This window comes from Stenotrophomonas sp. YJH_SMC_101-4, from assembly GCF_059370395.1.
Genome location: NZ_JCAFTP010000001.1, coordinates 534,603 through 555,340, shown reverse-complemented (window position 1 = coordinate 555,340; position 20,738 = coordinate 534,603). Strand labels below are relative to the sequence as shown.

At 67.9% G+C, this 20,738-nt stretch carries 19 protein-coding genes; 7 read left to right on the top strand and 12 right to left on the bottom strand.

Annotation, left to right across the window (positions count from 1 at the left end; translation table 11 throughout):
* Positions 1 to 25 precede the first annotated feature (25 nt).
* Positions 26 to 739 (top strand): DUF2968 domain-containing protein, encoded by a 714-nt coding sequence (locus AC5P8D_RS02660; RefSeq protein WP_109815102.1) that lies wholly within the window; start codon positions 26 to 28, stop codon positions 737 to 739.
* Positions 740 to 808: 69 nt separating this feature from the next.
* Here the strand turns inward: AC5P8D_RS02660 and AC5P8D_RS02655 are convergent, their stop codons facing one another.
* Positions 809 to 1,195 carry a hypothetical protein gene (locus AC5P8D_RS02655; protein ID WP_197601813.1) on the bottom strand — a complete coding sequence of 129 codons (387 nt, stop codon included), beginning with the start codon at positions 1,193 to 1,195 and terminating at the stop codon, positions 809 to 811.
* Between the two features lie 186 nt (positions 1,196 to 1,381).
* Between AC5P8D_RS02655 and AC5P8D_RS02650 the strand changes: the two genes are divergently transcribed.
* Positions 1,382 to 2,206, top strand: coding sequence for an alpha/beta fold hydrolase (locus tag AC5P8D_RS02650; protein ID WP_071305363.1), 825 nt, complete (start codon positions 1,382 to 1,384; stop codon positions 2,204 to 2,206).
* A 102-nt stretch (positions 2,207 to 2,308) separates the two neighbouring features.
* Here the strand turns inward: AC5P8D_RS02650 and AC5P8D_RS02645 are convergent, their stop codons facing one another.
* The 7 genes from AC5P8D_RS02645 to AC5P8D_RS02615 all read right to left on the bottom strand — a co-directional run bounded on the left by AC5P8D_RS02645 (position 2,309) and on the right by AC5P8D_RS02615 (position 9,088).
* Entirely contained in the window at positions 2,309 to 3,958 is a 1,650-nt protein-coding gene (locus AC5P8D_RS02645; protein WP_495203046.1) for an MFS transporter, read from the bottom strand.
* Positions 3,952 to 5,235, bottom strand: a complete 1,284-nt coding sequence (locus AC5P8D_RS02640; protein ID WP_197645439.1) for an alginate export family protein — start codon at positions 5,233 to 5,235, stop codon at positions 3,952 to 3,954. Before AC5P8D_RS02640 ends, AC5P8D_RS02645 begins: the two co-directional genes overlap by 7 nt.
* The gene (locus AC5P8D_RS02635; RefSeq protein ID WP_197645478.1) at positions 5,214 to 7,061 is read right to left on the bottom strand and encodes an amidohydrolase; all 1,848 of its coding nucleotides are present in this window, start codon (positions 7,059 to 7,061) and stop codon (positions 5,214 to 5,216) included. The genes AC5P8D_RS02640 and AC5P8D_RS02635 overlap by 22 nt, the downstream gene beginning before the upstream one ends.
* Positions 7,062 to 7,180: 119 nt before the next feature.
* Positions 7,181 to 7,606: a DoxX family protein gene (locus tag AC5P8D_RS02630; RefSeq protein WP_099559474.1), complete on the bottom strand. Its 426-nt coding sequence runs from the start codon at positions 7,604 to 7,606 to the stop codon at positions 7,181 to 7,183.
* Between the two features lie 2 nt (positions 7,607 to 7,608).
* Positions 7,609 to 8,265 (bottom strand): hydrolase, encoded by a 657-nt coding sequence (locus tag AC5P8D_RS02625; protein WP_100446005.1) that lies wholly within the window; start codon positions 8,263 to 8,265, stop codon positions 7,609 to 7,611.
* The gene (locus AC5P8D_RS02620) at positions 8,262 to 8,705 is read right to left on the bottom strand and encodes a helix-turn-helix transcriptional regulator (protein WP_053091860.1); all 444 of its coding nucleotides are present in this window, start codon (positions 8,703 to 8,705) and stop codon (positions 8,262 to 8,264) included. Before AC5P8D_RS02620 ends, AC5P8D_RS02625 begins: the two co-directional genes overlap by 4 nt.
* Positions 8,706 to 8,755: 50 nt before the next feature.
* Complete coding sequence (locus AC5P8D_RS02615; RefSeq protein WP_049437737.1) at positions 8,756 to 9,088, bottom strand: hypothetical protein; 333 nt, start codon at positions 9,086 to 9,088, stop codon at positions 8,756 to 8,758.
* 96 nt (positions 9,089 to 9,184) lie between these two features.
* Between AC5P8D_RS02615 and AC5P8D_RS02610 the strand changes: the two genes are divergently transcribed.
* Positions 9,185 to 12,214: a sensor histidine kinase gene (locus tag AC5P8D_RS02610; protein WP_197645437.1), complete on the top strand. Its 3,030-nt coding sequence runs from the start codon at positions 9,185 to 9,187 to the stop codon at positions 12,212 to 12,214.
* A complete protein-coding gene (locus tag AC5P8D_RS02605) occupies positions 12,207 to 12,860 on the top strand; it encodes a response regulator (protein ID WP_014037539.1) in 654 nt (217 codons plus the stop codon). Before AC5P8D_RS02610 ends, AC5P8D_RS02605 begins: the two co-directional genes overlap by 8 nt.
* Before the next feature lie 541 nt (positions 12,861 to 13,401).
* Here the strand turns inward: AC5P8D_RS02605 and AC5P8D_RS02600 are convergent.
* Positions 13,402 to 14,595 carry an MFS transporter gene (locus AC5P8D_RS02600; RefSeq protein WP_478415026.1) on the bottom strand — a complete coding sequence of 398 codons (1,194 nt, stop codon included), beginning with the start codon at positions 14,593 to 14,595 and terminating at the stop codon, positions 13,402 to 13,404.
* A gap of 93 nt (positions 14,596 to 14,688) precedes the next feature.
* Here AC5P8D_RS02600 and AC5P8D_RS02595 point away from each other — a divergent pair, with 93 nt between their 5' ends.
* The gene (locus tag AC5P8D_RS02595) at positions 14,689 to 15,618 is read left to right on the top strand and encodes a LysR family transcriptional regulator (protein WP_495203045.1); all 930 of its coding nucleotides are present in this window, start codon (positions 14,689 to 14,691) and stop codon (positions 15,616 to 15,618) included.
* A 114-nt stretch (positions 15,619 to 15,732) separates the two neighbouring features.
* On the opposite strand, the gene AC5P8D_RS02590 is transcribed toward AC5P8D_RS02595, so the two are convergent.
* Positions 15,733 to 17,190, bottom strand: coding sequence for an amidohydrolase family protein (locus AC5P8D_RS02590; protein ID WP_495203044.1), 1,458 nt, complete (start codon positions 17,188 to 17,190; stop codon positions 15,733 to 15,735).
* Between the two features lie 51 nt (positions 17,191 to 17,241).
* On the bottom strand, positions 17,242 to 17,943 hold the full coding sequence (locus AC5P8D_RS02585; RefSeq protein WP_049409240.1) for an ankyrin repeat domain-containing protein: 702 nt from the start codon (positions 17,941 to 17,943) through the stop codon (positions 17,242 to 17,244).
* A 122-nt stretch (positions 17,944 to 18,065) separates the two neighbouring features.
* Here AC5P8D_RS02585 and AC5P8D_RS02580 point away from each other — a divergent pair, with 122 nt between their 5' ends.
* Together AC5P8D_RS02580 and AC5P8D_RS02575 are read left to right on the top strand one after the other, a co-directional pair.
* Positions 18,066 to 18,947, top strand: a complete 882-nt coding sequence (locus AC5P8D_RS02580; protein WP_024957553.1) for a LysR substrate-binding domain-containing protein — start codon at positions 18,066 to 18,068, stop codon at positions 18,945 to 18,947.
* Between the two features lie 131 nt (positions 18,948 to 19,078).
* Complete coding sequence (locus AC5P8D_RS02575) at positions 19,079 to 19,516, top strand: DUF3806 domain-containing protein (RefSeq protein WP_349744156.1); 438 nt, start codon at positions 19,079 to 19,081, stop codon at positions 19,514 to 19,516.
* Positions 19,517 to 19,565: 49 nt separating this feature from the next.
* Here the strand turns inward: AC5P8D_RS02575 and AC5P8D_RS02570 are convergent, their stop codons facing one another.
* Positions 19,566 to 20,726 carry an amidohydrolase family protein gene (locus AC5P8D_RS02570; protein WP_495203043.1) on the bottom strand — a complete coding sequence of 387 codons (1,161 nt, stop codon included), beginning with the start codon at positions 20,724 to 20,726 and terminating at the stop codon, positions 19,566 to 19,568.
* Between the last annotated feature and the right edge of the window lie 12 nt (positions 20,727 to 20,738).

Genomic DNA, 20,738 nt, shown 5'->3' with positions numbered 1-20,738 from the left:
ACACTCATCCGTGGATGGTCTAGACATGCGAGAAACTTCAGGGGGCGCGGTCTTCGCCCGGCACGCGCGCGGCGCGGCACTGCTGGCCGTGGCCATGATGCTGGTGGCACCGGCGGCGATGGCTGCCCGTAGCGACCGCGAAGCAGCCGCAGAGCCGGCCGCACGTACCGCACCGGTGGTGCGCAACACCGTTGACGAGCTCAAGCAGCTGATGGATGCCCGCCAGCTGACCGAGCTGCGCACCACCTACAACGGCAATTACGGCGCCAGCCTGCTGTTCAATGCCAACACCCTGACCTACTACGTCGCCCTGTTCCAGGAGAAGAATTTCTGGCGGGTGATCAAGACCGATGCCGTCGACAACGCCGAGCGTGTCTACCGCACCTTCGCGCAGCAGTCCGAGCAGCTGGCCCAGGTCTACATCGACACCACCCGCCTGGAGGCCGGCAAGCGCTATACCGAGCGCCTGGTGGCCTACAACGAGGAACGCCTGCGCGCCCTGCAGCAGGAAATGGAACAGCAGCAGGCACAGTCGGCCCAGGTCAGCGCCGCCCTTCAGCAGGCCCAGCAGCAGGCGGTCAGCCTGAGCAGCGACGTGCAGAGCACCAACAGCCAGTTGGATTCCCTGCAGCGCCGCATCCAGATCCTGCAGGCCGAACAGGGCAACCCGGAGCTGAGCCTGCCCAAGCCGGACAGCGTGCCCTCGCCGGCACCGGCGGCTGCCAGCGACGGTCGCTGAGGTCCAGCACCTCGCATCCTGTCCAACGGCGCCTGCGGGCGCCGTTGTCGTTTCCGGCACCATTTCGTTTCAGCGGCACGCCTCATGCACGGCATCGTCCAGTTGCCGGCGCTGCACGAAGTCCATGCGCTTGCCATTGGCCAGCACCTTTGCGCGTTGCTGCCGCGCGCGCTCACAGGCGGCAGGATCCGCGCTGATCGATATCAGTGCAGCCCGCGCACGCGCCTGCCGTACCACACGCGGACGGCTTGAGGCTGGGCTCGCCGCCTTGGCCATGGTTGCACCCGTTGAGGCCGGCTCCGCCGGCACCTCCCAGCGCCATTCCGCATGCCCCTGGCACGGCGTCTGCTGGTAGACCGGATGCGGCCCGTCCACGCATTTGTAGACGTTGGTCTGAGCGTGCGCGCCCGCGGCCAGCAGCAGGCACAACAGCGGACTCCAATACGCATTCAACATCGCAGGCTCCTCAGCAGGGCTACCGCCATCCTCAATGCCGGAACGGCTTCGTGCCAGAGCGATATGCGTCACATCCGGTGTAATCCAGCACAGCCGTGCAAGTCGCCGGCCTGGCGCTGCGCTGTACTGCCGGAGGCACCGGCACAACTGCCAGTGCCTTCCCTCCCTTCCGCCAAGGAAACCGCAATGAGCAACTTCGTCACCGTCGCCGACGGCGCCCGCATCTTCTACAAGGATTGGGGTACCGGCCAGCCGATCGTGTTCGCCCACGGCTGGCCGCTGTCGTCCGATGCCTGGGACCCGCAGATGCTGTTCATGGGCCAGAACGGCTTCCGCGTGATCGCTCACGACCGTCGCAGCCACGGCCGCTCCAGCCAGACCTGGGACGGCAACGACATGGACACCTACGCCGATGACCTGGCCGCAGTGATCGAAGCACTGGACCTGAAGGATGCGATCCTGGTCGGCCATTCCACCGGTGGCGGCGAAGTGGCCCACTACATCGGCCGCCACGGCAGCAAGCGCGTGGCCAAGGTGGTGCTGGTCGGCGCGGTGCCGCCGCTGATGCTGAAGACCGAAGCCAACCCGGCCGGCACCCCGTTGGAAGTCTTCGACGGCATCCGCAAGGGCACCGGCGGTGACCGCTCGCAGTTCTTCAAGGACCTGACCACGCCGTTCTTCGGCGCCAACCGCGACGGCAACACCGTTACCCAGGGCATGCGTGATGTGTTCTGGCTGCAGGGCATGCTCGGTGGCGTCAAGGGTCAGTACGACTGCGTGCACGAGTTCTCGGAAGTGGACTACACCGAGGACCTGAAGAAGATCGATGTGCCGGCGCTGGTCGTGCACGGTGATGACGACCAGATCGTGCCGTTCGATGCCTCGGCCAAGCTGTCCTCGCAGATCATCAAGGACGCCGAGTTGAAGGTGTACCCCGGTGCGCCGCACGGCCTGACCGTTACCCACGCCGACCAGTTCAACGCCGACCTGCTGGCGTTCGCGCGTAAGTGATTCACCGCGGCGGCGCTACCCAGCGCCGCCGCACAAAAAAGGGGACGGAGGGGATCAAGTCGTTTGTGCACAAACGACTTGATCCCCTCCGTCCCCTTTTTGTCAGATGTCGCTGTGGTGGTGCGGGACCCCGGTCTTCGGCAGCGGGTCATGCCCACCCACGAAGTGGCGTACCACCGGTGCGCGCTCACCGCGATGCAGTTCCCGCAGCACTTCCTGGATCGCCTTGTCGTCGGCGGTGATGCGCTCGTGCTGGCGCAGGTGCTCCAGCCACGACGGGGTCACGAAATACTCCAGGTGGATGCCCGGGCTGGCCACATCCTCGACCACGCCCCAGACCACGGCACCATCGCGGCGGCGGATCGTGCCCAGCGCGCGCATCTGCGCCTGGAACGCGGCACGATCAGCGTCGTCGATACGGTACTCGATGGTGACCAGCACCGGGCCGCGATCGTTCGACACCGGCACCGACAGCTCTGGTGCCGGCCAGTGCCCGGCCGGACGCAGGTTCAGGTCTTCGGTACCGGCGATGCGCACGCGCCACACCAGCAATCCGCCGATCACCGCACCTGCGGCAGCCACCAGCAACGCCAGCTCCGGCGAGGTACGCTGAGCCAGCGCACCCCAGCTCAGGCCACCGGCCGCCATGCCGGCGGAGAACACCATGATGTACAGCGCCAGTGCACGCGCGCGTACCCACGCTGGTACCGCGGTCTGGGCGGCAATCTGCAGTGACGACAGCACGGTGATCCAGGCAAAACCGTTGGTCAGCATCACCAATGGCAGCACGTACCAGCTGCGGGTCAGCGCCAGCCCGACCAGGCTCAGCGCAAGTGAGAGCGTGGCCAGCAGCACCAGCAGGTCGCGATCCATCTGCGCGCGCAGCTTCGGCAGCAGCAAGGCACCGCCCACTGCACCGATACCGATGCAGCCCAGCAGCATGCCGTACTGCCCGGCCCCACCGTGCATCTGCCCACGCACCACCACCGGCAGCAACGCGTTCATCGCCGCGGCAAAGAAAAAGAAGCCGACCGACTTGATCAGCACGGCCTGCAGGCGTCCGGCACGGCTGGCATAACGCAGGCCCGCCTTCAGCCCTGCGCCAAAACCCTCCGGCGGCAGGCTCGACTGCTTCGGGTCGCGCTTCCAGCCCCACACCACGAACAGCATCGCGGCGAAGGTGATGGCGTTGAAGCCGAACGCCCAGACCGCACCCAGCTGCGCCACGATCACACCGCCGATGGCGGGGCCGATCGAGCGCGCGATGTTGATGCCGATCGAGTTCAGCGCCACCGCTGAGGCCAGCATCGGCTGCGGCACCAGTTCGGACACGATCGCGGCCTGCGCCGGCATCGCCATCGCCGCGCCGCAGCCCATGCAGAAAGTCAGCAGCACCAGCAGCTGCGGGGTGAGCATGTCCATCGCGGTAAGTGTCGCCATTATCGCGGCGACCAGCAGCATCCAGCCCTGGGTCGCCAGCAGGTACCTGCGGCGATCGACGATGTCGGCCAGCGTTCCGGCGGCCAGCGCCAGCAGCACGATCGGCACGGTGGTGGCCGACTGCACCAGGGCAACCATCAACGGCGAGCCGGTACGCTCGGCCATCACCCAGGCGGCGGCCACGTCATTGACCCAGGTGCCGATGTTGCTGGCCAGGATTGCCAGCCAGATCGAACGGAACATCCGGATCTTCAGCGGGGACCAGGCACCTGCGGCCTGTGCGGGGGGTTGCGACGCGGTTGCGTTCACCATTGCCATGCTCCAACGATCGAGGCGAACAGCGTGTCCTGCCCACCGGCCTGCTTCAGTGCAGGACCGGCATCGACCCAGGCCAGCTGCAGCTGCCATTGCCAGTGTTCGCTGGCCTGCCAGCGGGTTTCGGATTTGTACTGATTACCGATGCGGCGCGCGCCACCGGCGCTGCCCGGCAACGCCACCAGTGGTGCCGGCGTGGTGTACACCGCATCGGCGCGGCGATGCTTCCACGCCATCTGTACGCCCAGCTCCGTCGTCACCGCGTCGTGCAGGCGCAGGGTCAGGGTCGGCTGGAGGTCCATCAGGTTCGCCGGTGCCAGCAGGCTGGCCTCGCTGAAGTAGGCCGATTTCGGGAACAGTGCATTGAAGGTTCCCAGGCGGCCGTCTCGCGGATTGCCATCGCCACTGGCGATGTCCGCCTTCAGCCCCAACCGCGGTTGCAGCGGCAGGTCCGTCCAGCGCCACCCTGTATCGGTGGCCAGCGTCCAGGCGCGGATATCGAGATTGCCCGAGGCAGTGCGCAGCTCGCCGCCCTGCGCCACCAGTTCACTGTTCCAGTCCAGTGCACCGGACTGGCCGAACCAGCGAGCACCTACGGCCTGCCGACGCTCGGTGCCGGAACCCGCCGAGAAGCGTGCGCCTTCGCGGCGGTAATCCAGCAGGTACAGATCCCACTGTCCTGCGCCCTCCCCGCGTGCCGTGGTGGCATAGGCACCCCACAGATGGGCACCGTGTTCGCCGCGATCATCGAAGGCTCCCGGTCGGTTCTGCACCGGCCGCAGCGCCATCAGATCAAGCGTGCCGAAGCTACCCTTCCACCCCAAGCGTGCACCATCGAAGGCCAAGCGGATATTCGGCCCATCGCGCACCGACAGCAGCCGCGAACTACCATAACCTGCTTCCTGCCGTCCCAGCTGCAGGTGGAAGCTGCCACGCTGCCAGCGCCAGTACGCCTGCTGCACGTCCAGCGCGCTGCGGTCGGTGCGGCCGGGGCCGCCTGCCTTGCCATTCTCAGCATGCACGCCCAGCTGCAGCTTCGCCTGCCAGGCATCCTCCACATAGCTGGCCGAGGCCAGCGCACGCAGCAGGCCATAGCCATCTTCGCCGCCGCCGATACCAAACCGGGTCGGGTCGTAGTACAGGCCACGCAGGCGCAGCGAGGCGTCCCACCGCAATTGGCCGTCACCGGCGTCAGTGCAATGGCCACCCTCGCAGGCCAGCGCCAGCGATGGCACGGCCAGCAGCGCCAGGCTCAGAACGCGAAGCACGAGCATCCCATCGCGCCCCAGAAGGCGGTCAGGTCATCGGTGGGCGCCGCATGTTGCGCAGCATGACCATGAGCACCATGCGTACTGCAGGCCACACCGTGATGGAGGCGATGGGCGGTGGCCAATCCGGTGGCAGCACCGCCGACATGGTAACCACCGAACCGGTTGACCGGCGACCAGTCCGGCATCGCCGGCGGCAGCTGCGGCGCGAGCCCGGCATAGTCGGCATCTGCATGCACGATGCGCCCACCGACCACGGTCAGCACGCTGGTGATGTCGGCGATCTGCGCATCGTCGACGCGGAAGAAGTCGGCCGAGAGCAGGATGAAGTCGGCCAGCTGACCGGCTTTCAGCGTGCCCTTCACCGCCTCGTCGCCGGAGAACCAGGCGCTGCCCTGGGTCCACAGGCGCAGGGCCTGTTCGCGTTCAAGCAGGTTCTCATCACCATACAGGGCCAGCCCGCCCACGGTGCGCCCGGTCACCAGCCAGGACAACGCCACCCACGGGTTGTAGCTGGCCACACGGGTGGCGTCGGTACCGGCGCCGACCGGCACGCCTTCGGCCAGCATGCGCTTGACCGGCGGCGTATGCCGCGCAGCCTGCACGCCATAGCGCTCGACGAAGGCTTCGCCCTGGTAGGCCATGCGGTGCTGCACGGCGATGCCGCCCCCCAGCGCGCGGATGCGTTCGATGTTGCGCGGGGTGATGGTCTCGGCGTGGTCGATGAACCAGTGCAAGCCATCGAACGGCACCTCACGGTTGACCTGTTCGTAGACATCGAGAATGCGGCTGATGCTCTCGTCGTAGGTGGCGTGGATGCGGAACGGCCAACGCTTCTCGACCAGCAGCTTCACCACGTCGTGCAGTTCCGGCTCCAGTTCTGGCGGCAGCTCCGGTCGCGGCTCGTTGAACAGCTCGAAATCAGCCGCGGAGAACACCAGCATCTCGCCGGCACCGTTGTGGCGCAGCAGGTCATCGCCCTGGCGCGGCTGCAGGATCTCGCTCCAGCCACGGAAGTCATCCACTTCCTTGCCCTTGTTCTGGGTAAACAGGTTGTAGGCGATACGCACTGTCAGCTGGTCATCGCGGTGCAGCTGCTCGATGACCTGGTAGTCCTCGGGATAGTTCTGGAAGCCACCGCCGGCGTCGATCACCGAGGTGATGCCGAGCCGGTTCAGTTCACGCATGAAATGCCGCGTCGAGTTCGCCTGGTACTCGATCGGCAGGCGCGGGCCCTTGGCCAGTGTCGCGTACAGGATCAGCGCATTGGGCTTGGCCAGCAGCAGCCCGGTCGGGTTGCCCAGCGAATCACGCACGATCTGGCCGCCCGGTGGATCCGGCGTGTCCTTGGTGTAGCCGCAGGCGCGCAGCGCAGCACGGTTGAGCAGCGCGCGGTCGTACAGGTGCAGCAGGAACACCGGCGTATCCGGCGCGATGTCATTGAGTTCCTGCAGGGTCGGCAGGCGCTTCTCGTTGAACTGCGCGGCAGTGAAGCCACCGACCACGCGTACCCACTGCGGTGCGGGCGTGCGGTCGACCTGGGCCTTCAGCATGTCCAGGGCGTCACCCAACGAACGCAGTCCGTCCCAGCGCAGTTCCAGGTTGTAGTTCAGGCCACCTCGGATCAGATGGGTGTGGCTGTCGTTGAGACCGGGCAGCAGGCGTCGGCCCTGTGCATCGATCAGGGTCGCTTCACTGCCCCAGCCGCGCATGATCTCCTCGTCGCTGCCGACGGCGACGATGCGGCCTTCCTGCACGGCCAGCGCCTGCGCATGCGGCTGCTGCGGGTCGAGGGTGGTGATGCGGGCATTGCGGATGACCAGCGTGCTCATGCGACGCTCCTTGGAAGTGGAATCGAGTGCGGCACCGGCGCGACCGGCCAGGCCGAGCGCTACGGCAGCACCGCTGGCCAGCACCACGTTGCGGCGGCCTTGATCGAGTGGATCGTGACTCATGCGAGGTCTCCCGGAAGTCGGTGGACGTCCAGCGCCCAGGTGCCGGGCCCGGCCAGCGCGATGGCCAGCAGTACCGTGGTCCACATCAACGGGTACTCACTGCCACCGCGCATCCAGAACCAGCCCTTGGGCAGGGCCAACAGGACGGTGAAGCCGATGAAAGCGGCCGCCGCAAGCGCGGCGATGCGGGTCTGCCATCCCAGCAGCACGGCCAGCCCGGACAGCACCTGCAGCAGGGCCAGCAACAGCGGCAACGGTGCCACTGCTGGCAGCCTGAAGCCGCGCAGCTCGGTAGCGAAGCCGGACAGCCCCGGTCCACCGAACCAGCCGAACAGCTTGCCCAACGCGTGTGGCAGCAGGAAGCCTCCTGCCACCACGCGCAGCATCAGCAGCGCCAGGTCGAGGCCATGGCCAGCCAGCATGCTCAGTGCCCGCCTTCCTGCGCGCCGAACATGCGCTTGGCGTACTGGATGCCGATGCCGTAGCCGCCGGCGTGGTCGCGGGCAATGCCGGTGGTCAGGTCGTAGGTTTCCCCGCGTGCCCAGTCGCGCTGCAGCTCAAGCAGGTACTGCACGCTGGTCATCGGCACCGCGCCGGCCTGCACCATGCGGGTGATCGCACGCTCGTGCGCCTCTTCGCTGACATCACCACAGGCATCGGTGATCACATACACCTCGAAGCCCTGCGCCAACGCCGACAGTGCCGGACCGACGATGCAGACGCTGGTCCACAGACCGGCAACAACCAGGCGACGCTTGCCGATGCGGTTGATCTCATCGATCACCGGCTGGTCTTCCCAGGTGTTCATCGAGGTGCGGTCGAACACCGTCTGGCCGGCGAAGATCTGCGGCAGTTCCGGGAACATCGGGCCGGAGAATGACGTTTCGGCGACCGTGGTCAGCACGACCGGCACATTGAAGCCCTTGGCACTCTTGCTGATCAGCGACACGTTGTTGCGCAGCGCGGAGATGTCGATGGTGTGGGTGGCGAACGCCATCTGCGACTGGAAGTCGATCAGCACCAGGGCGTGGTCGGTGGGCGACAGCAGCGCCGGGGCGGGAGTGGCGGTGGCAAGGCTCATGGGTGGACTCCGTTGGAAACACGATCAAGGGGAAGCAACAGGGCGGCATCGCCGGCCAGGTACTGGCCGGGACTGCAGCCCGTCTCCGCGCGGAAGCTGCGGACGAAATGGCTCTGGTCGAAGAAGCCCAGCTGCTGGGCCAGGCAGGCCATCGGCAGCTGCGCACCCGGCAGCAGCTGGCGCGCATGCTCGATGCGGCGGCGACGCACATAGCGCAGCGGGCTGGCGCCGGTACCGGTACGGAACAGGCGCACCAGATGGAAGCGGCTGACGCAGGCGGCCGCCGCCAGCTCGGTCACCCGCAGCGGCTGCGACAGATGCTCATCGACATAGCGCAGGGCGCGCTGTAGCGCGGCGGCCTGCTGCGGTGCCAGTGATGCAGCGGGCAGATCAGGCGGAAAAATGGTGGCCATGCGGGACGCCGCGAGGGGGTGCCCCATGGTGCGTGGCCACTGCGCGATGCCCTACCCCCGTCGGTCGAGGCCAGCACCTACCCGAATGGGGGAGGCCGGTGCTCCAGCCGGCGACGGCCGAACAAGCGCGCATCCAGTGAATAGGCGCCTGGGCCCAGCATCAACAGCGCCAATGGCAGCACTACCTGTGGCCAGGGCGCCAGTTGCGCGAACATTCCCACGGTCGCCATCAGCGCCGCCAGTGGCGTCAACACACCCAGCATGAGCATCGGCACCGCCAACAGGCACAGCGCCGACCACCCACCCGCATGCGTGCCGGGCATGCACAGTGCCGCAGACAGGCACAACCGCAGCCACAGCAGACCGATGCCCGGACCGCGATCAGGGAACATCACGAACAGGCGCTGCATCGCCGGGCTCCAGGGGACATGGCGGCGTGATAGCCGACCGCGGCTGCCACTGCCTACCCCGTTCGGGTCACCCCGGACTGCCCCGTACCTGCCAGAATGCGCGCCATGCGAGGCCGCCCCTTCCCGTTCCTGCGTCGCCTGCCAACGCTGCTGACGTGCCTGCTGCTGTTGACCGCCCTGCCCGCCTTCGCCGTGCAGCGCCCGCCGGTGAGTGGCGGGCTGCCCGATTACGAGCACACCGCCTGGCGCGTCGGCCAGGGTGCTCCAGGCGACATCTGGGACATCAGCCAGGACCACGACGGCCTGTTGTGGCTGGCCACCGGCTCGGGCCTGTACCGCTTCGATGGCCGCCGCTTCGAACGGCAGGCGGCGCCCGTCGGCAGCCAGTTCCCGTCCACCAACATGGTCACGCTGGCGCAGGGCCGCGATGACGCCCTGTGGATCGGCTACTTCCAGGCCGGCATCAGCCGGTTCGCACAGGGGCGGCTGCACAGCTACGGCCGCGAGCAGGGGGTGCCGGTCGGCGTGGTCCCACGCTTCAGCCAGGATCGCGAGGGCCGGCTGTGGGCGGCGATCAATGGCGGGCTGCGCCGCTTTGACGGACAACGCTGGCAGCCACTGCCGGCCGCTGCCGGCCTTCCCGAGCGCCGTGTGCAGTGGGTGCTGCACGACAGCCGGGGCAGGTTCTGGGTACTGGCCGACCTGAAGATCTGGATGCGTGCCGCCGGCCAGGCCGCGTTTGAAGACACGGGCATCGCCGTCTCGCAGATGGCGACGCTGGCCGAAAGCCCTCAGGGTGAAGTGTGGCTGGCCGACCGGGTGCGCGGCACCTCCCCCCTGGCCAACGCGCAGGGCCTGTTGGCGGCCGGCGAACGTGAAGCGCGGCGTCTTCCGGAACTGGTTGCTGCGCGCCTGCAGTTCACTGCCGATGGCGCGCTGTGGGCCACGATGAGCCCGCACGGCGGCGTCGCCCGCATCACCTTCGACGGCACCCGGGCCGTGCGCATGGAGCGCTTCGATTCACCGCACGGACTGACCGCCACCTCGGCGGTGCCGATCATCGTCGACCGCGAAGGCAATCTCTGGGTTGGCACCAATCTCGGCCTCAACCGCTTCCGCGCACGCAGCGTGCACACCCTGGCGGTGGGCCCGAGTGATCCCTACCGCTCGCTGGTACGCGCCAGCGATGGCCGCGTGTATGGCTATGGCGAAGACCTCAAGCCCTACGATCTGCGGCGCACTCTGCTGGATGGCAGCGCCACGCTGCTGCAGGCCAGCGCACGCCAGGCGCCCACGCCGATCTGGCAGTTCGACTGGGTCAATCTTGCGCGCACGGTAGCCGGCCACACCATGTTGATCCCGCTGCCGGCGCCGTTCACCGGACAACCGCTGCATGCGCTGCTATTCCCCGACGACGCGCAGGCCTGGGTGTGCACCGGCGAACGGGGGGTACTGCACTACCAGCACGACCGATGGCAACGCGAAAGCCGCCTCCCCGAGCAGGCCTGCTCATCGCTGGCGCTGGACGCCAGTGGCCAGTTGCTGCTCGGCTATGCCGACGGCCGCCTGCGCCGGATGAGTGCGAACCGCATCGAGAACTTCGATGCCAGCCAGGGCCTGTCGGTGGGGCCGATCACCGCTATGCTGCATCAGCAGGACCTGCTGCTGGTCGCGGGCGAAGCCGGTCTGGCTGCGCGCGTTGGTAACGGCCGTTTCGTTCCGGTGCGCACCGACATGGCCGGCGTACTGGAAGGCATCACCGGCATGGTCGCCGATGCCAATGGACACCTCTGGCTCAACGGCAGCCGTGGCCTGGTGCGGATGGAAAGCGGGCTGTTGCGCCGCGCCCTGCGCAGCGGACTGCCGGTCACGCCACGCCTGTTCGACGCGATCGACGGCATGCCTGGCATTGCCCTGCAGAGTGGACCGATCGCCACCGCCGCCCTGGCCGATGACGGCCTGCTGTGGCTGGCCACCAACCAGGGCCTGGCCTGGCTGGATACCACCCGCTCCCACGTCAATTCGATGCCCCCCAGCGTGCGCATCGGCGACGTGTTGTATGGCAGCAAGCACGAGCTGCTACGCGATGGACTGCGCCTTCCCGCCGGCACCAGCCAGCTGCAGATCGACTACGTGGCGCTGTCGCTGGCGCGCCCGGAGCGCAACCGTTACCGCTATCGACTCTCCGGCGTCGACGACGGCTGGCAGGACGCAGGCAGCAGCACCCGCGCGTATTACACCAACCTCGCAGCGGGCAACTACCGGTTCGAGGTGGAAGCTGCCAACGAAGACGGCATCTGGAGCACTGCACCAGCCAGCCGCAGCTTCCGCATCGCGCCCACCTTCATGCAGACCGTGTGGTTCAAGCTGCTGTGCGCAGCCGCGATACTCGCGCTGCTGATGATGGCGGTACGCATCCGCAGCGGGCAGCTGGCCGCGCTGTTCCGCGCGCGCCTGCAGGAACGCAACGGCGAGCGCGAACGCATCGCGCGCGACCTGCACGACACCCTGCTGCAGGGCAGCCAGGGCCTGATCCTGCGCCTGCACGCGATCAGCCAGTCACCCCAGACCCCGGAGCCGGTACGCGGCCAGCTGGAGTCAGCGATGCAACTGGCCGAACGCAACCTGGCCGAGGGCCGCGAGCGGGTCAATGCCCTGCGTGAGGGACCGTTCGCGGGCCGCGACCTCGCTTCGGCACTGGCCGATGTGCACGCCGAGTACGCCGGTCACGGTACCAATCCGCTGCGCCTGACCGTGGAAGGTGCAACGCCGCCGCTGCAGGCCGACGCGGCCGAAGAAGTGTTCCTGATCGGGCGTGAGGCGATCCGCAATGCGTTGCGTCATGCCAACGCCAGCGCCATCGAAGTGGAGCTGTCGTACGGCACGCGTTGCTTCCTGCTGCACGTGCGCGACGATGGCGTCGGCATCGCCGACGAGAATGCCGGCCATGGTCATTGGGGCCTGCAGGGCATGCGCGAACGCGCGCAGCGCCTCGGTGCGGAACTGCAGCTGTGGACCCGCACCGGGCTGGGGACCGAAGTCGCGCTGGCGGTCCCCGCCCGGCGCCTCTATCACCGCCGCCCCTCGCGTTGGCGCTGGCCCTGGAGTAGAACGAGCCATGACTGAATCCCCTGCCCCGATCGGCGTGCTGGTGGTCGACGACCACCCGTTGCTGCGTGACGGCCTGGCGGCGCTGCTGGGCGCCCATTCCGACCTGCGCCTGCTCGGCGAAGCCGCCGATGGCGAGGAAGCCATCGCACGCTACCAGCAGCTGCAGCCGGACGTGGTGCTGATGGACCTGCAGATGCCACGCCTGGATGGCGTCGAAGCGATCGTGCGAATCCGCGCGATGGACCCGCGTGCGCGCATCATCGTGCTGACCACCTACCGCGGTGACGTGCGTGCGGTGCGGGCGCTGCAGGCCGGCGCCAGTGCGTACCTGTTGAAGGACATGCTGCGCCACGAGCTGGTCGATACGATCCGCATGGTCGCTGGCGGCCGGCGCGCACCGATTCCCCCGGCGGTGGCGGCCAGCATCGCCGCCCATGTGGTGGAAGACCGGTTGTCGCCGCGCGAGACCGAGGTGCTGCGGCACGTGGCCGGTGGTCTGTCGAACAAGCGCATCGGCGAGCGCATGCAGATTTCCGAGCAGACGGTGAAGGCCCACATGAAGAGCCTGATGGACAAGCTGGGCGTGGGTGATCGCACGCATGCGGTGACCCAGGCGCTGAGGCGCGGCATCATCAGCCTGGACGACAGCGGTCACGATTAGGGGGGTGTTCGGCAGGGCTGCGCCCTGCACCCACGGTAGTGCCGGCCGCTGGCCGGCAACCTCAACAGCAAAAGCAACAGCAAAAGCGTGGAGTCCGTGGGATGGCGGGGCGGTGTCGGAGTGCGGGGACGCTGCAAGTACGTCCCTGTAAGCTTGGCAGCCGCATCCATGCGGCTGACACCCCGCACTCCGACACCGCCCCACCTCTGACAGAACTCCACGGCTGTTGGTAGGTGTCGACCTTGGTCGACACTTCTGTCAGATATCGAAATCAATCTGGGGTCAGATCCGTTCCAACACACCGCAGGAAACTGTCGAAGGCGGGGTGGGTCCGGTTGCGGGGGCGTGAGCGCCATGGATGGCGCGACCGAGCCTCCATGGACGGATTCACGGCGTCTCCCGCAACCGGACCCACCCCGCCTACCTACAGGAACCCCGCCGTTGCCGTTGCTGTTGCCGTTGCTGTTGCTGTTGCCGTTGCTGTTGCCGTTGCTGTTGCCTCCAGCAGGTGCAGGGCTGCAAGCCCTGCCGAACACCACCCCTACTTCAAACGCAGCAGCAGGCTGCCGCCCGCACATACCACCGCCAACCCGGCCACGCCGTGCCACCCCCACTGCGCCAGCGCCAGGCTGCCCAGCGCACCACCGGCAGCCATGCCGATGAACATGCCGGTGAACAGCAACGCATTGAGCCGGCTACGTGCCGGCGGCACCAGGCCATAGACCAGCGTCTGGTGCGCCACCAGCGCCGACTGGAAGCCGAAGTCGAACAGCAGCGCACTCACCACCAGCAGCGGCAGCAGCGCGACGGCCGGCAGCCAGGACTCGGCCAGCAGCAGGCCGAAGCCCAGCAACGCCACCGCGATCGCCAGCCGCGCCACTGCATGGCAACCCAAGCGATCGGCGAATCGACCCGCAAATGGTGCGGCCAGTGCACCGGCCGCACCCGCAATACCGAACGCACCCGCCGCCGCACTGCCCAGGCCCAGACGAGCATGCAGCATCAGCGCCAGCGTCGACCAGAACGCACTGAAACCCACCGCCAGCAGCGACTGGCTGGCCACCGCACGGCGCAGCTGCGGCTGCTCGCGCCACAACGCCAACAACGATCCCAACAACGCCGGATAGCGCAGCGTGCTGGTCGGTGCGAAACGCGGCAGCGCACGCGCCATCACCACACCCATCGCCGCCACCGATACTGCAGCCAGCACAAACTGCGTGCGCCAGCCCCACGCTTCAGCCACCACACCGCTGACCACCCGCGACAGCAGGATGCCGAGCAGCAGGCCGGTCATCACCCTGCCGACGATCTGCCCGCGCTGCGCATCCGGTGCCAGCACCGCAGCGGCGGGCACGATGTCCTGCGCCAGCGTGGCCATCAGCCCGACCAGCAGGCTGGCCATCAGCAGGCCCGGCAGGTGCCCGGCCATCGCTGCAGCGCCCAATGCCAGTGCCAGCAATGCAGATTTCAACAGGATCAGGTTGCGACGGTCGAAGCGGTCGCCCAGCGGCGCCAGCAACAGGATGCCCAGTGCATAGCCGAGCTGGGTCAGGGTCGGTACCAGGCCAGCGGCGCGCTCACCCGCGCCGAGGTCCTGGGCGATCAGGCCCAGCATCGGCTGGCTGTAATAGAGCGAGGCGACCGAGAAGCCGGCGCCGGCCGCCATTGCCAGCACCAGCGGGGTGGAGGGTGCAGTCGCGGGTGCGGCGGCAACGGACAGCGAAGGGGTAGACATGGGGGAGTCCGGTGGAAGAAGTGGGCGTATCCTGCCCGCATTCGCCCAACGTCTGTAGTAGGCTGAAATACATATCATTCATACGCCATACGCATGACCGAGCTCACCGCTGGCGCCGATCGCCTGGATCTGCTGCGCACCTTCCTGCGCATCGTCGATGCCGGCAGCCTGTCTGCCGCAGCCGCGCAGCTGGGCACCACCCAGCCAACGGTCAGCCGACGCCTGCAGGCCCTGGAGCGGCAGCTCGGCCTGCGCCTGCTGCTGCGCTCCACCCATGGCCTGCAACTGACCGAGGATGGCCTGCGCTGCCAGCGCCATGCGCAACGCGTGGTCGACGAATGGGAGTCGCTGCAGGCCGAACTGCACGGAGAGCCAGAAACACTGCGCGGCCGCCTGCGGGTGATGGTGCCGCACGCCTTCGGCCAGGCGCAGCTGTTGCCGACCATGCTCGCGTTCCTCGCCCGGCATCCGCAGCTGAGCCTGGAGTGGATCCTTGAAGATCGGCGTCCGGATTTCATTGCAGAAGGCATCGACTGCGCGGTGCGGGTGGGCCCGGTCGACGAACCGCGCATGGTCGCGCTGCCGCTGGCCGAAGTACCGCGCATCGTCGTGGCGGCGCCCTCGCTGGTGGACGTCACAGCGGTCGGTACGCCGGAACAGGCGCAGTCACTGCCGTGGATCTCGCTGGTCACCTACTACCGCGAACGACTGCTGCTGCATGACGCGCAGGGGCACGCGCATACCCTTTCGATCAGCCCGCGCCTGCTCAGCGACAACCTGTTCGTGGTGCAGCAGGCCGCATGTGCCGGGCTGGGAGCGGCCGTGGTCTCGGCCTGGCTGGTGGCCGACGACCTCGCACAAGGGCGGCTGGTGCAGCTGCTGCCGGACTGGCAGGCGCCGCCACTACCGGTATACGTGGTATTTCCCGCCGCGCGCCAGCAGCCGCCGCGGCTGCGCGCCTTCATCGATGCGATGAAGGCCGCACTACCGCAGCTGCACGGCATGCGGCCGGCGCCGCGCTAGGTCACCGGCCGCATCATCCACGCATGGCGTGGATCTACTGCTGATCGCGGGTATGGATGCCCGGACGGTAACCGGTAGATCCACGCCATGCGTGGATTCCGCCCCGCCACACCATCAATTGGCCTTCGTCGCCTCGGCATTCCACGCCGCGACCTTGGCCTTGGTGTCGGCCAGCATCCTGTCCAGCGCGGCGCGGTCATACACGTTGCCGCGCAGGATCACGCTGTCGATCTTCTCGGTGGCAGCGATGTCCTGCAGCGGATTGGCGGTCAGCAGCACCAGATCGGCGGCCTTGCCCTGCGCGACACCACCGTAACGGTCCATCTGGCCGAACCAGGCGGGGCCGGAACGGGTTGCGGCCGACAGCGCCTGCGGTGCGCTCAGGCCTTCCTTCACGAACAGCTGCAGTTCCTGGTGCAGGGCGATGCCCGGGAAGTTGAACGAATTGAGGAAGCCTGCATCGGTGCCAGCGATGATCGTCACGCCGGCCGCCTGCAGCATCGGCAGCACGGCGGCCACCTGGTGGTACTGCGCGTGGCGCGCTTCGATCTGCGCCGGCGTCGCCTTCGCCGCGCGGTCCACGCGCCACTGGTAGGTCGCGCGCAGGCCCGGGCCGATGTAGGCCAGGTACGGGTCGTTGGCGTGGTCATCCTGGTCGAGGAAGTCGAGGATGCGGCCGCCGTTGAGGGTCGGGGTCACGAATACGCCACGCTTGGCGAAATCACGGTAGGCCCGCATTGCGGTGTCACGGTCGAAGCTGGCGTCGAGGCGGCGGTTGGCTTCGGCACGGTCGATGCGGCCAGCTCCGAAGTCGGCGGCAATCTGCGCCTGGTCCTTGCTGCCGGCCTTGAACGCGTAGTCCAGGTGCTCGATCGAGGCCAGGCCGGCATCGACCGCCTGCTCCACGGTCAGCGCCATCGGGATGTGGCCCGACGCCTTGAATCCGGCCTTGCGCGCGGCACTGGCCGAGTACAGGAACAGTTCCGGCTTCAGCGTGCTGTCGGTGATCTTCACGAAATCGACCTTGTCGTGCTGCAGGCGGGCGATTGCCTTGTCGGCGTCGGCCTCGCTGCCCACTTCGATCGTGCCCTTCCAGACCGGCTTGATGCCTTCGATCTTCGCACCGGAACTCAGCAGGCGCGGGCCGAACAGGGTGCCCTTGGCGATCTCGCCACGCCACTGCAGCACCTGCTCGGGCAGATCGCCGGAACAGTCACGCACCGTGGTGATGCCATGCGCGATGTACAGCGGCAGCAGTGCCTTGTTCTCTTCGATCAGCGCCGGGCCACCACCGAAGTGCACGTGCATGTCCCACAGCCCCGGGATCAGGTATTTGCCCTTGGCATCGATCTGGCGGGTCGCGCTCCACTGGCTGCGCAGCTGCGCGTCCGGGCCGACAGCGACGATGTCCTCGCCGCGGATCACCACGCTCTGACCAGCCAGGGTACTGGCGTGCTCGACGTCGACCACGGTGGCATTGCGGATCAGCAGGTCGGCGCGCTCGGCAGCAGATGCCGACAGCGGTGCCACCACAAGGAGGATGGCAAGGGACAACGGACGGGAACGGAACATGGACAGCATCCTGGTGGGCACGCCCAGCGTGCGGGTGGAAGGGGTTGCGGCTCAGCGCACCGCGCCGTGCTGGCGCAGCAGGGATTCAATTCCGGTATAGCCGCGCTGGCGCGCGTGCGCCAGCGGCGTCACGCCGTCGCCGTCGGCCAGCTCCGGGTCGGCACCGGCCTCCAGCAGCAGCTGCACGATCTGCACGTGGCGCGCGCCGCCATCGCCGAGCAGGATCGCTTCCAGCAGCGCGGTCCAGTGCAGCCGGTTGACATGGTCCACCGCCACGCCGGCCCGCAGCAGCGTGCGCACAGTGGCGACATGGCCGCGCTCGGCGGCGGGAATCAGCGCGGTGCCGCCATAGCGGTTGGTGCTGCGAAGATCGGCACCATGCGCCAGGGTCATCGCCAGGATCTCATCAAGGCCACGCGCGCCTGCGTACAGGTAGGCGCTGTCCTGCAACGCATCCTTGGCGTTGACGTCGGCACCGGCCTCAATCAGCTCGCGCGCGGCATCCACGTTGTTGCCATGCGTGGCCAGCAGCAGCGCGGTGCGGCCCTGTCCATCGCGCGCCTCCAGCGTGGCGCCCTCCTCGATCGCCTGTCGCACCGCAGCAGCGTCACCGCGGCTGGCAGCATCCCGCAGGCGGCCATCGACGTCGGCTTTGGACGTTGCGGTGCAGGCCGGGGTGACCATGGCCAGCAGGCACAACAGCAGCACGCGCGCGAACGGCGCAGGCCAGCCAGGGGAACGATGGACGCGCATGACAGTAACTCCTCATGTCCGTCGCCACGGAGCACCGGGCGACGGTAGCAACAGCCGGGCATTGCCGGCCCCTGCCCTGCATGGTAGAAGTCGGCTCGGGTATCCAGAAGTGAAATGTTCAAATGCAAGACAGTGCCAAATCGAATAGAACCCTGTTCGAACTGGACCTGCTGCGGGCGTTGGTGATGGTGGCCGACTGCGGCAGCTTCACCACGGCGGCCACGCGCCTGCATTCGACACAATCCACGGTCAGCCAGAAGGTACGCCGGCTGGAGGAACTGGCCGGGCATCGCCTGCTCGAACGCGGCCACCGCGACGTTCACCCCACCGACGCCGGCCACACCCTGCTCGGCTACGCGCGGCGCATGCTCGACCTGAACGAGGAAATGGCACAGGCGCTGGCCGGCGCGACGGTGGAGACCGCCGTCCGCATCGGCGTGCCGGAGGACTTCGTCAACCCGCAGACCACGCGCATGCTGGCCGCCTTCAGCCGCCGCCACCCGCAGGTGAAACTGGAGATCAGCAGCGGCCTGAGCCGTGACCTGGCGCAGGGCTTCGACCACGGCGAGCTGGACCTGGTGCTGGTCAAGCAGCGCCGCAACAGTCGCCAGGCGGTGCATTGCCGGCGCGAGCCGATGCACTGGATCGACAGCCTGCGCAGCAGTTGCCTGCAGCAGGACCCACTGCCGCTGGTCACGTTTCCGCCGCGCGGCCTGTACCGCGACGAGATGATCCACGCCGTGGAAGCGCTGGGCCTGCGCTGGCGCATCGCCTTCACCAGTTCGTCGCTCAGTGGCATCCAGGGCGCCGTGGCCGATGGCATCGGCATCAGCCTGCTGCCGCGCCGCGCGGTCAGCCGCGAGCACCGCATCATCGATGGCGAGCGTGAGCTGCCGGTGATCGACAACTACGAAATCGGCCTGCTGCACCGTGCCGACGCCGACGATGCCGTGCGTGCGCTGGCCAGCGAGCTGTGGCGCCAGGTGCAGCGCGAACCGGACTGACCACAGTAGATCCACGCCATGCGTGGATGCCGTTCGCGCATCACGCATCGAAACATGGTCAATCCGGCCGCACGGCGGGCAACATCGCCTCGTAGAGTGCCTGTTGTTTCCGTGCTCCACGGCGCCTTGCCATGTCCGACGAAATCCCTACCCGCTTCGATCCCCTACCCGCGGCCCTGCAGACGCATCTGCAGCACCAACGCTCGCTGATCGCCGCGCGCGTGGCCGCCGGCTTTCCGACGTTGCCGGTACAGTGGCCGCTGGCGGCCACCACCCTGCAGCGCGTGGTCGATGCCGAGCTGATCGGTCGTGACGACTGCGACGGCTGGGAAGCACTGGGCGTGGCCTTCGGTGACACCCTGGCCCAGCGCGTGCCGGGCCTGGCCTGGATGCAGGTGACCGATGCCTGGGGCATCGACGCGGTGCTGCGCTATGCCGACAGCAGCCTGCAGATCGGCGCCAGCACGCTGCTGCTCAAGCGCGTCGAGCAGGGCGAGATCATCGACATCGCCCATCTGCTGGCGTGGCTTGAGGAATTCGTCGCCACCCGCGCCGACGATTACGCCTGAAAGGTCGCCGAGCATGGCTCGGCACTACAGGGGGTTGCGCGGCGTGGATCTACAGCCAGCGGCCGTCGACCACCACGCGGCGCTCCAGCGGCACCGCAGCCACGGCCGCCGGGCCGTGGTCGGCACGCACGGCCACGAAGGTCGCCGGCCGGCCTTCGGCAATACCATGCTGCGGCAGGCCGATCGCCTGCGCGGCATGGGTGGTGACCATGTCCAGCGCCAGCATCAGGTCGGCATCGGTGTAGAAGCCGGAACGGTAGCCCAGCAGCATCGCCCGCTGCAGCAGGTCGCCATTGCCATACGGCCACCAGCAGTCACGGATGTTGTCGTTGCCTGCGAACACGCGCACACCGGCATCATGCAGCGCGCGCAGCGGCGGGAACGGATGATCCCCCGGCGCGTTGCTCATGATCGCCACATCCGCGGTGGCCAATGCTTCGCCCACCTGAAGCGCGCGCGCCAGCGGCACCTCGCCCAGCGCATAGGCATGGCTGACCGCAACACGCCCCTGCAGGCCGGCGGCCCGGGTACGCGCAGCGATGCGCAGCAGCTGCGCCAGACCGGTTTCGCCGGGCTCGTGCAGATGGATGTCCAGCTGCACACCGTAGCGCTCGGCCAGAGCGAACAACAGCGCCAGCTGGCCTTCGGCATCACCATCGAGCGTGGTGGGGTCGATGCCGCCGAGCACTTCCACGCCCGCAGCAAGCGCCTGCTCCAGTACGGTGGCGGTACCCGGACAGGACATCACCCCGGCCTGCGGGAATGCCACCAGCTGGATGCGCATGATGTCGGCGCAGCGCAACGCCGCCTCGCGTACGGCTTCGAGATGGCCAAGCCCGGTGCTGGCGTCGATATCGACATGGCAGCGCATCGCCACCGTACCGAAAGCACTGCATTGGCGGATCAGCGCCTCGGCACGGTCCACCATCGGTGCCGCACCCGCCACCGCCGCCTTCTCCACCGCCAGCCGCTCACGCAGGCTGTTCACCGGCTGGTGCGGGTGCCAACGGTCGCCGACAAAGCTCTTGTCGAGGTGGATGTGGCCGTCGACCAGCCCGGGCAACACCGCGAAGCCCCGCAGGTCGACGCATTCCGCCCCGTCATCCGGCGCGGCCTCGCCATTGAGGCCGCTGATGCGGCCATCACGGATATGAAAATGCAGCGGCGCACCGTGGCGGTCGACACCGCCATGGACGAACTGGAGGGTCATCGGGAACTCCCG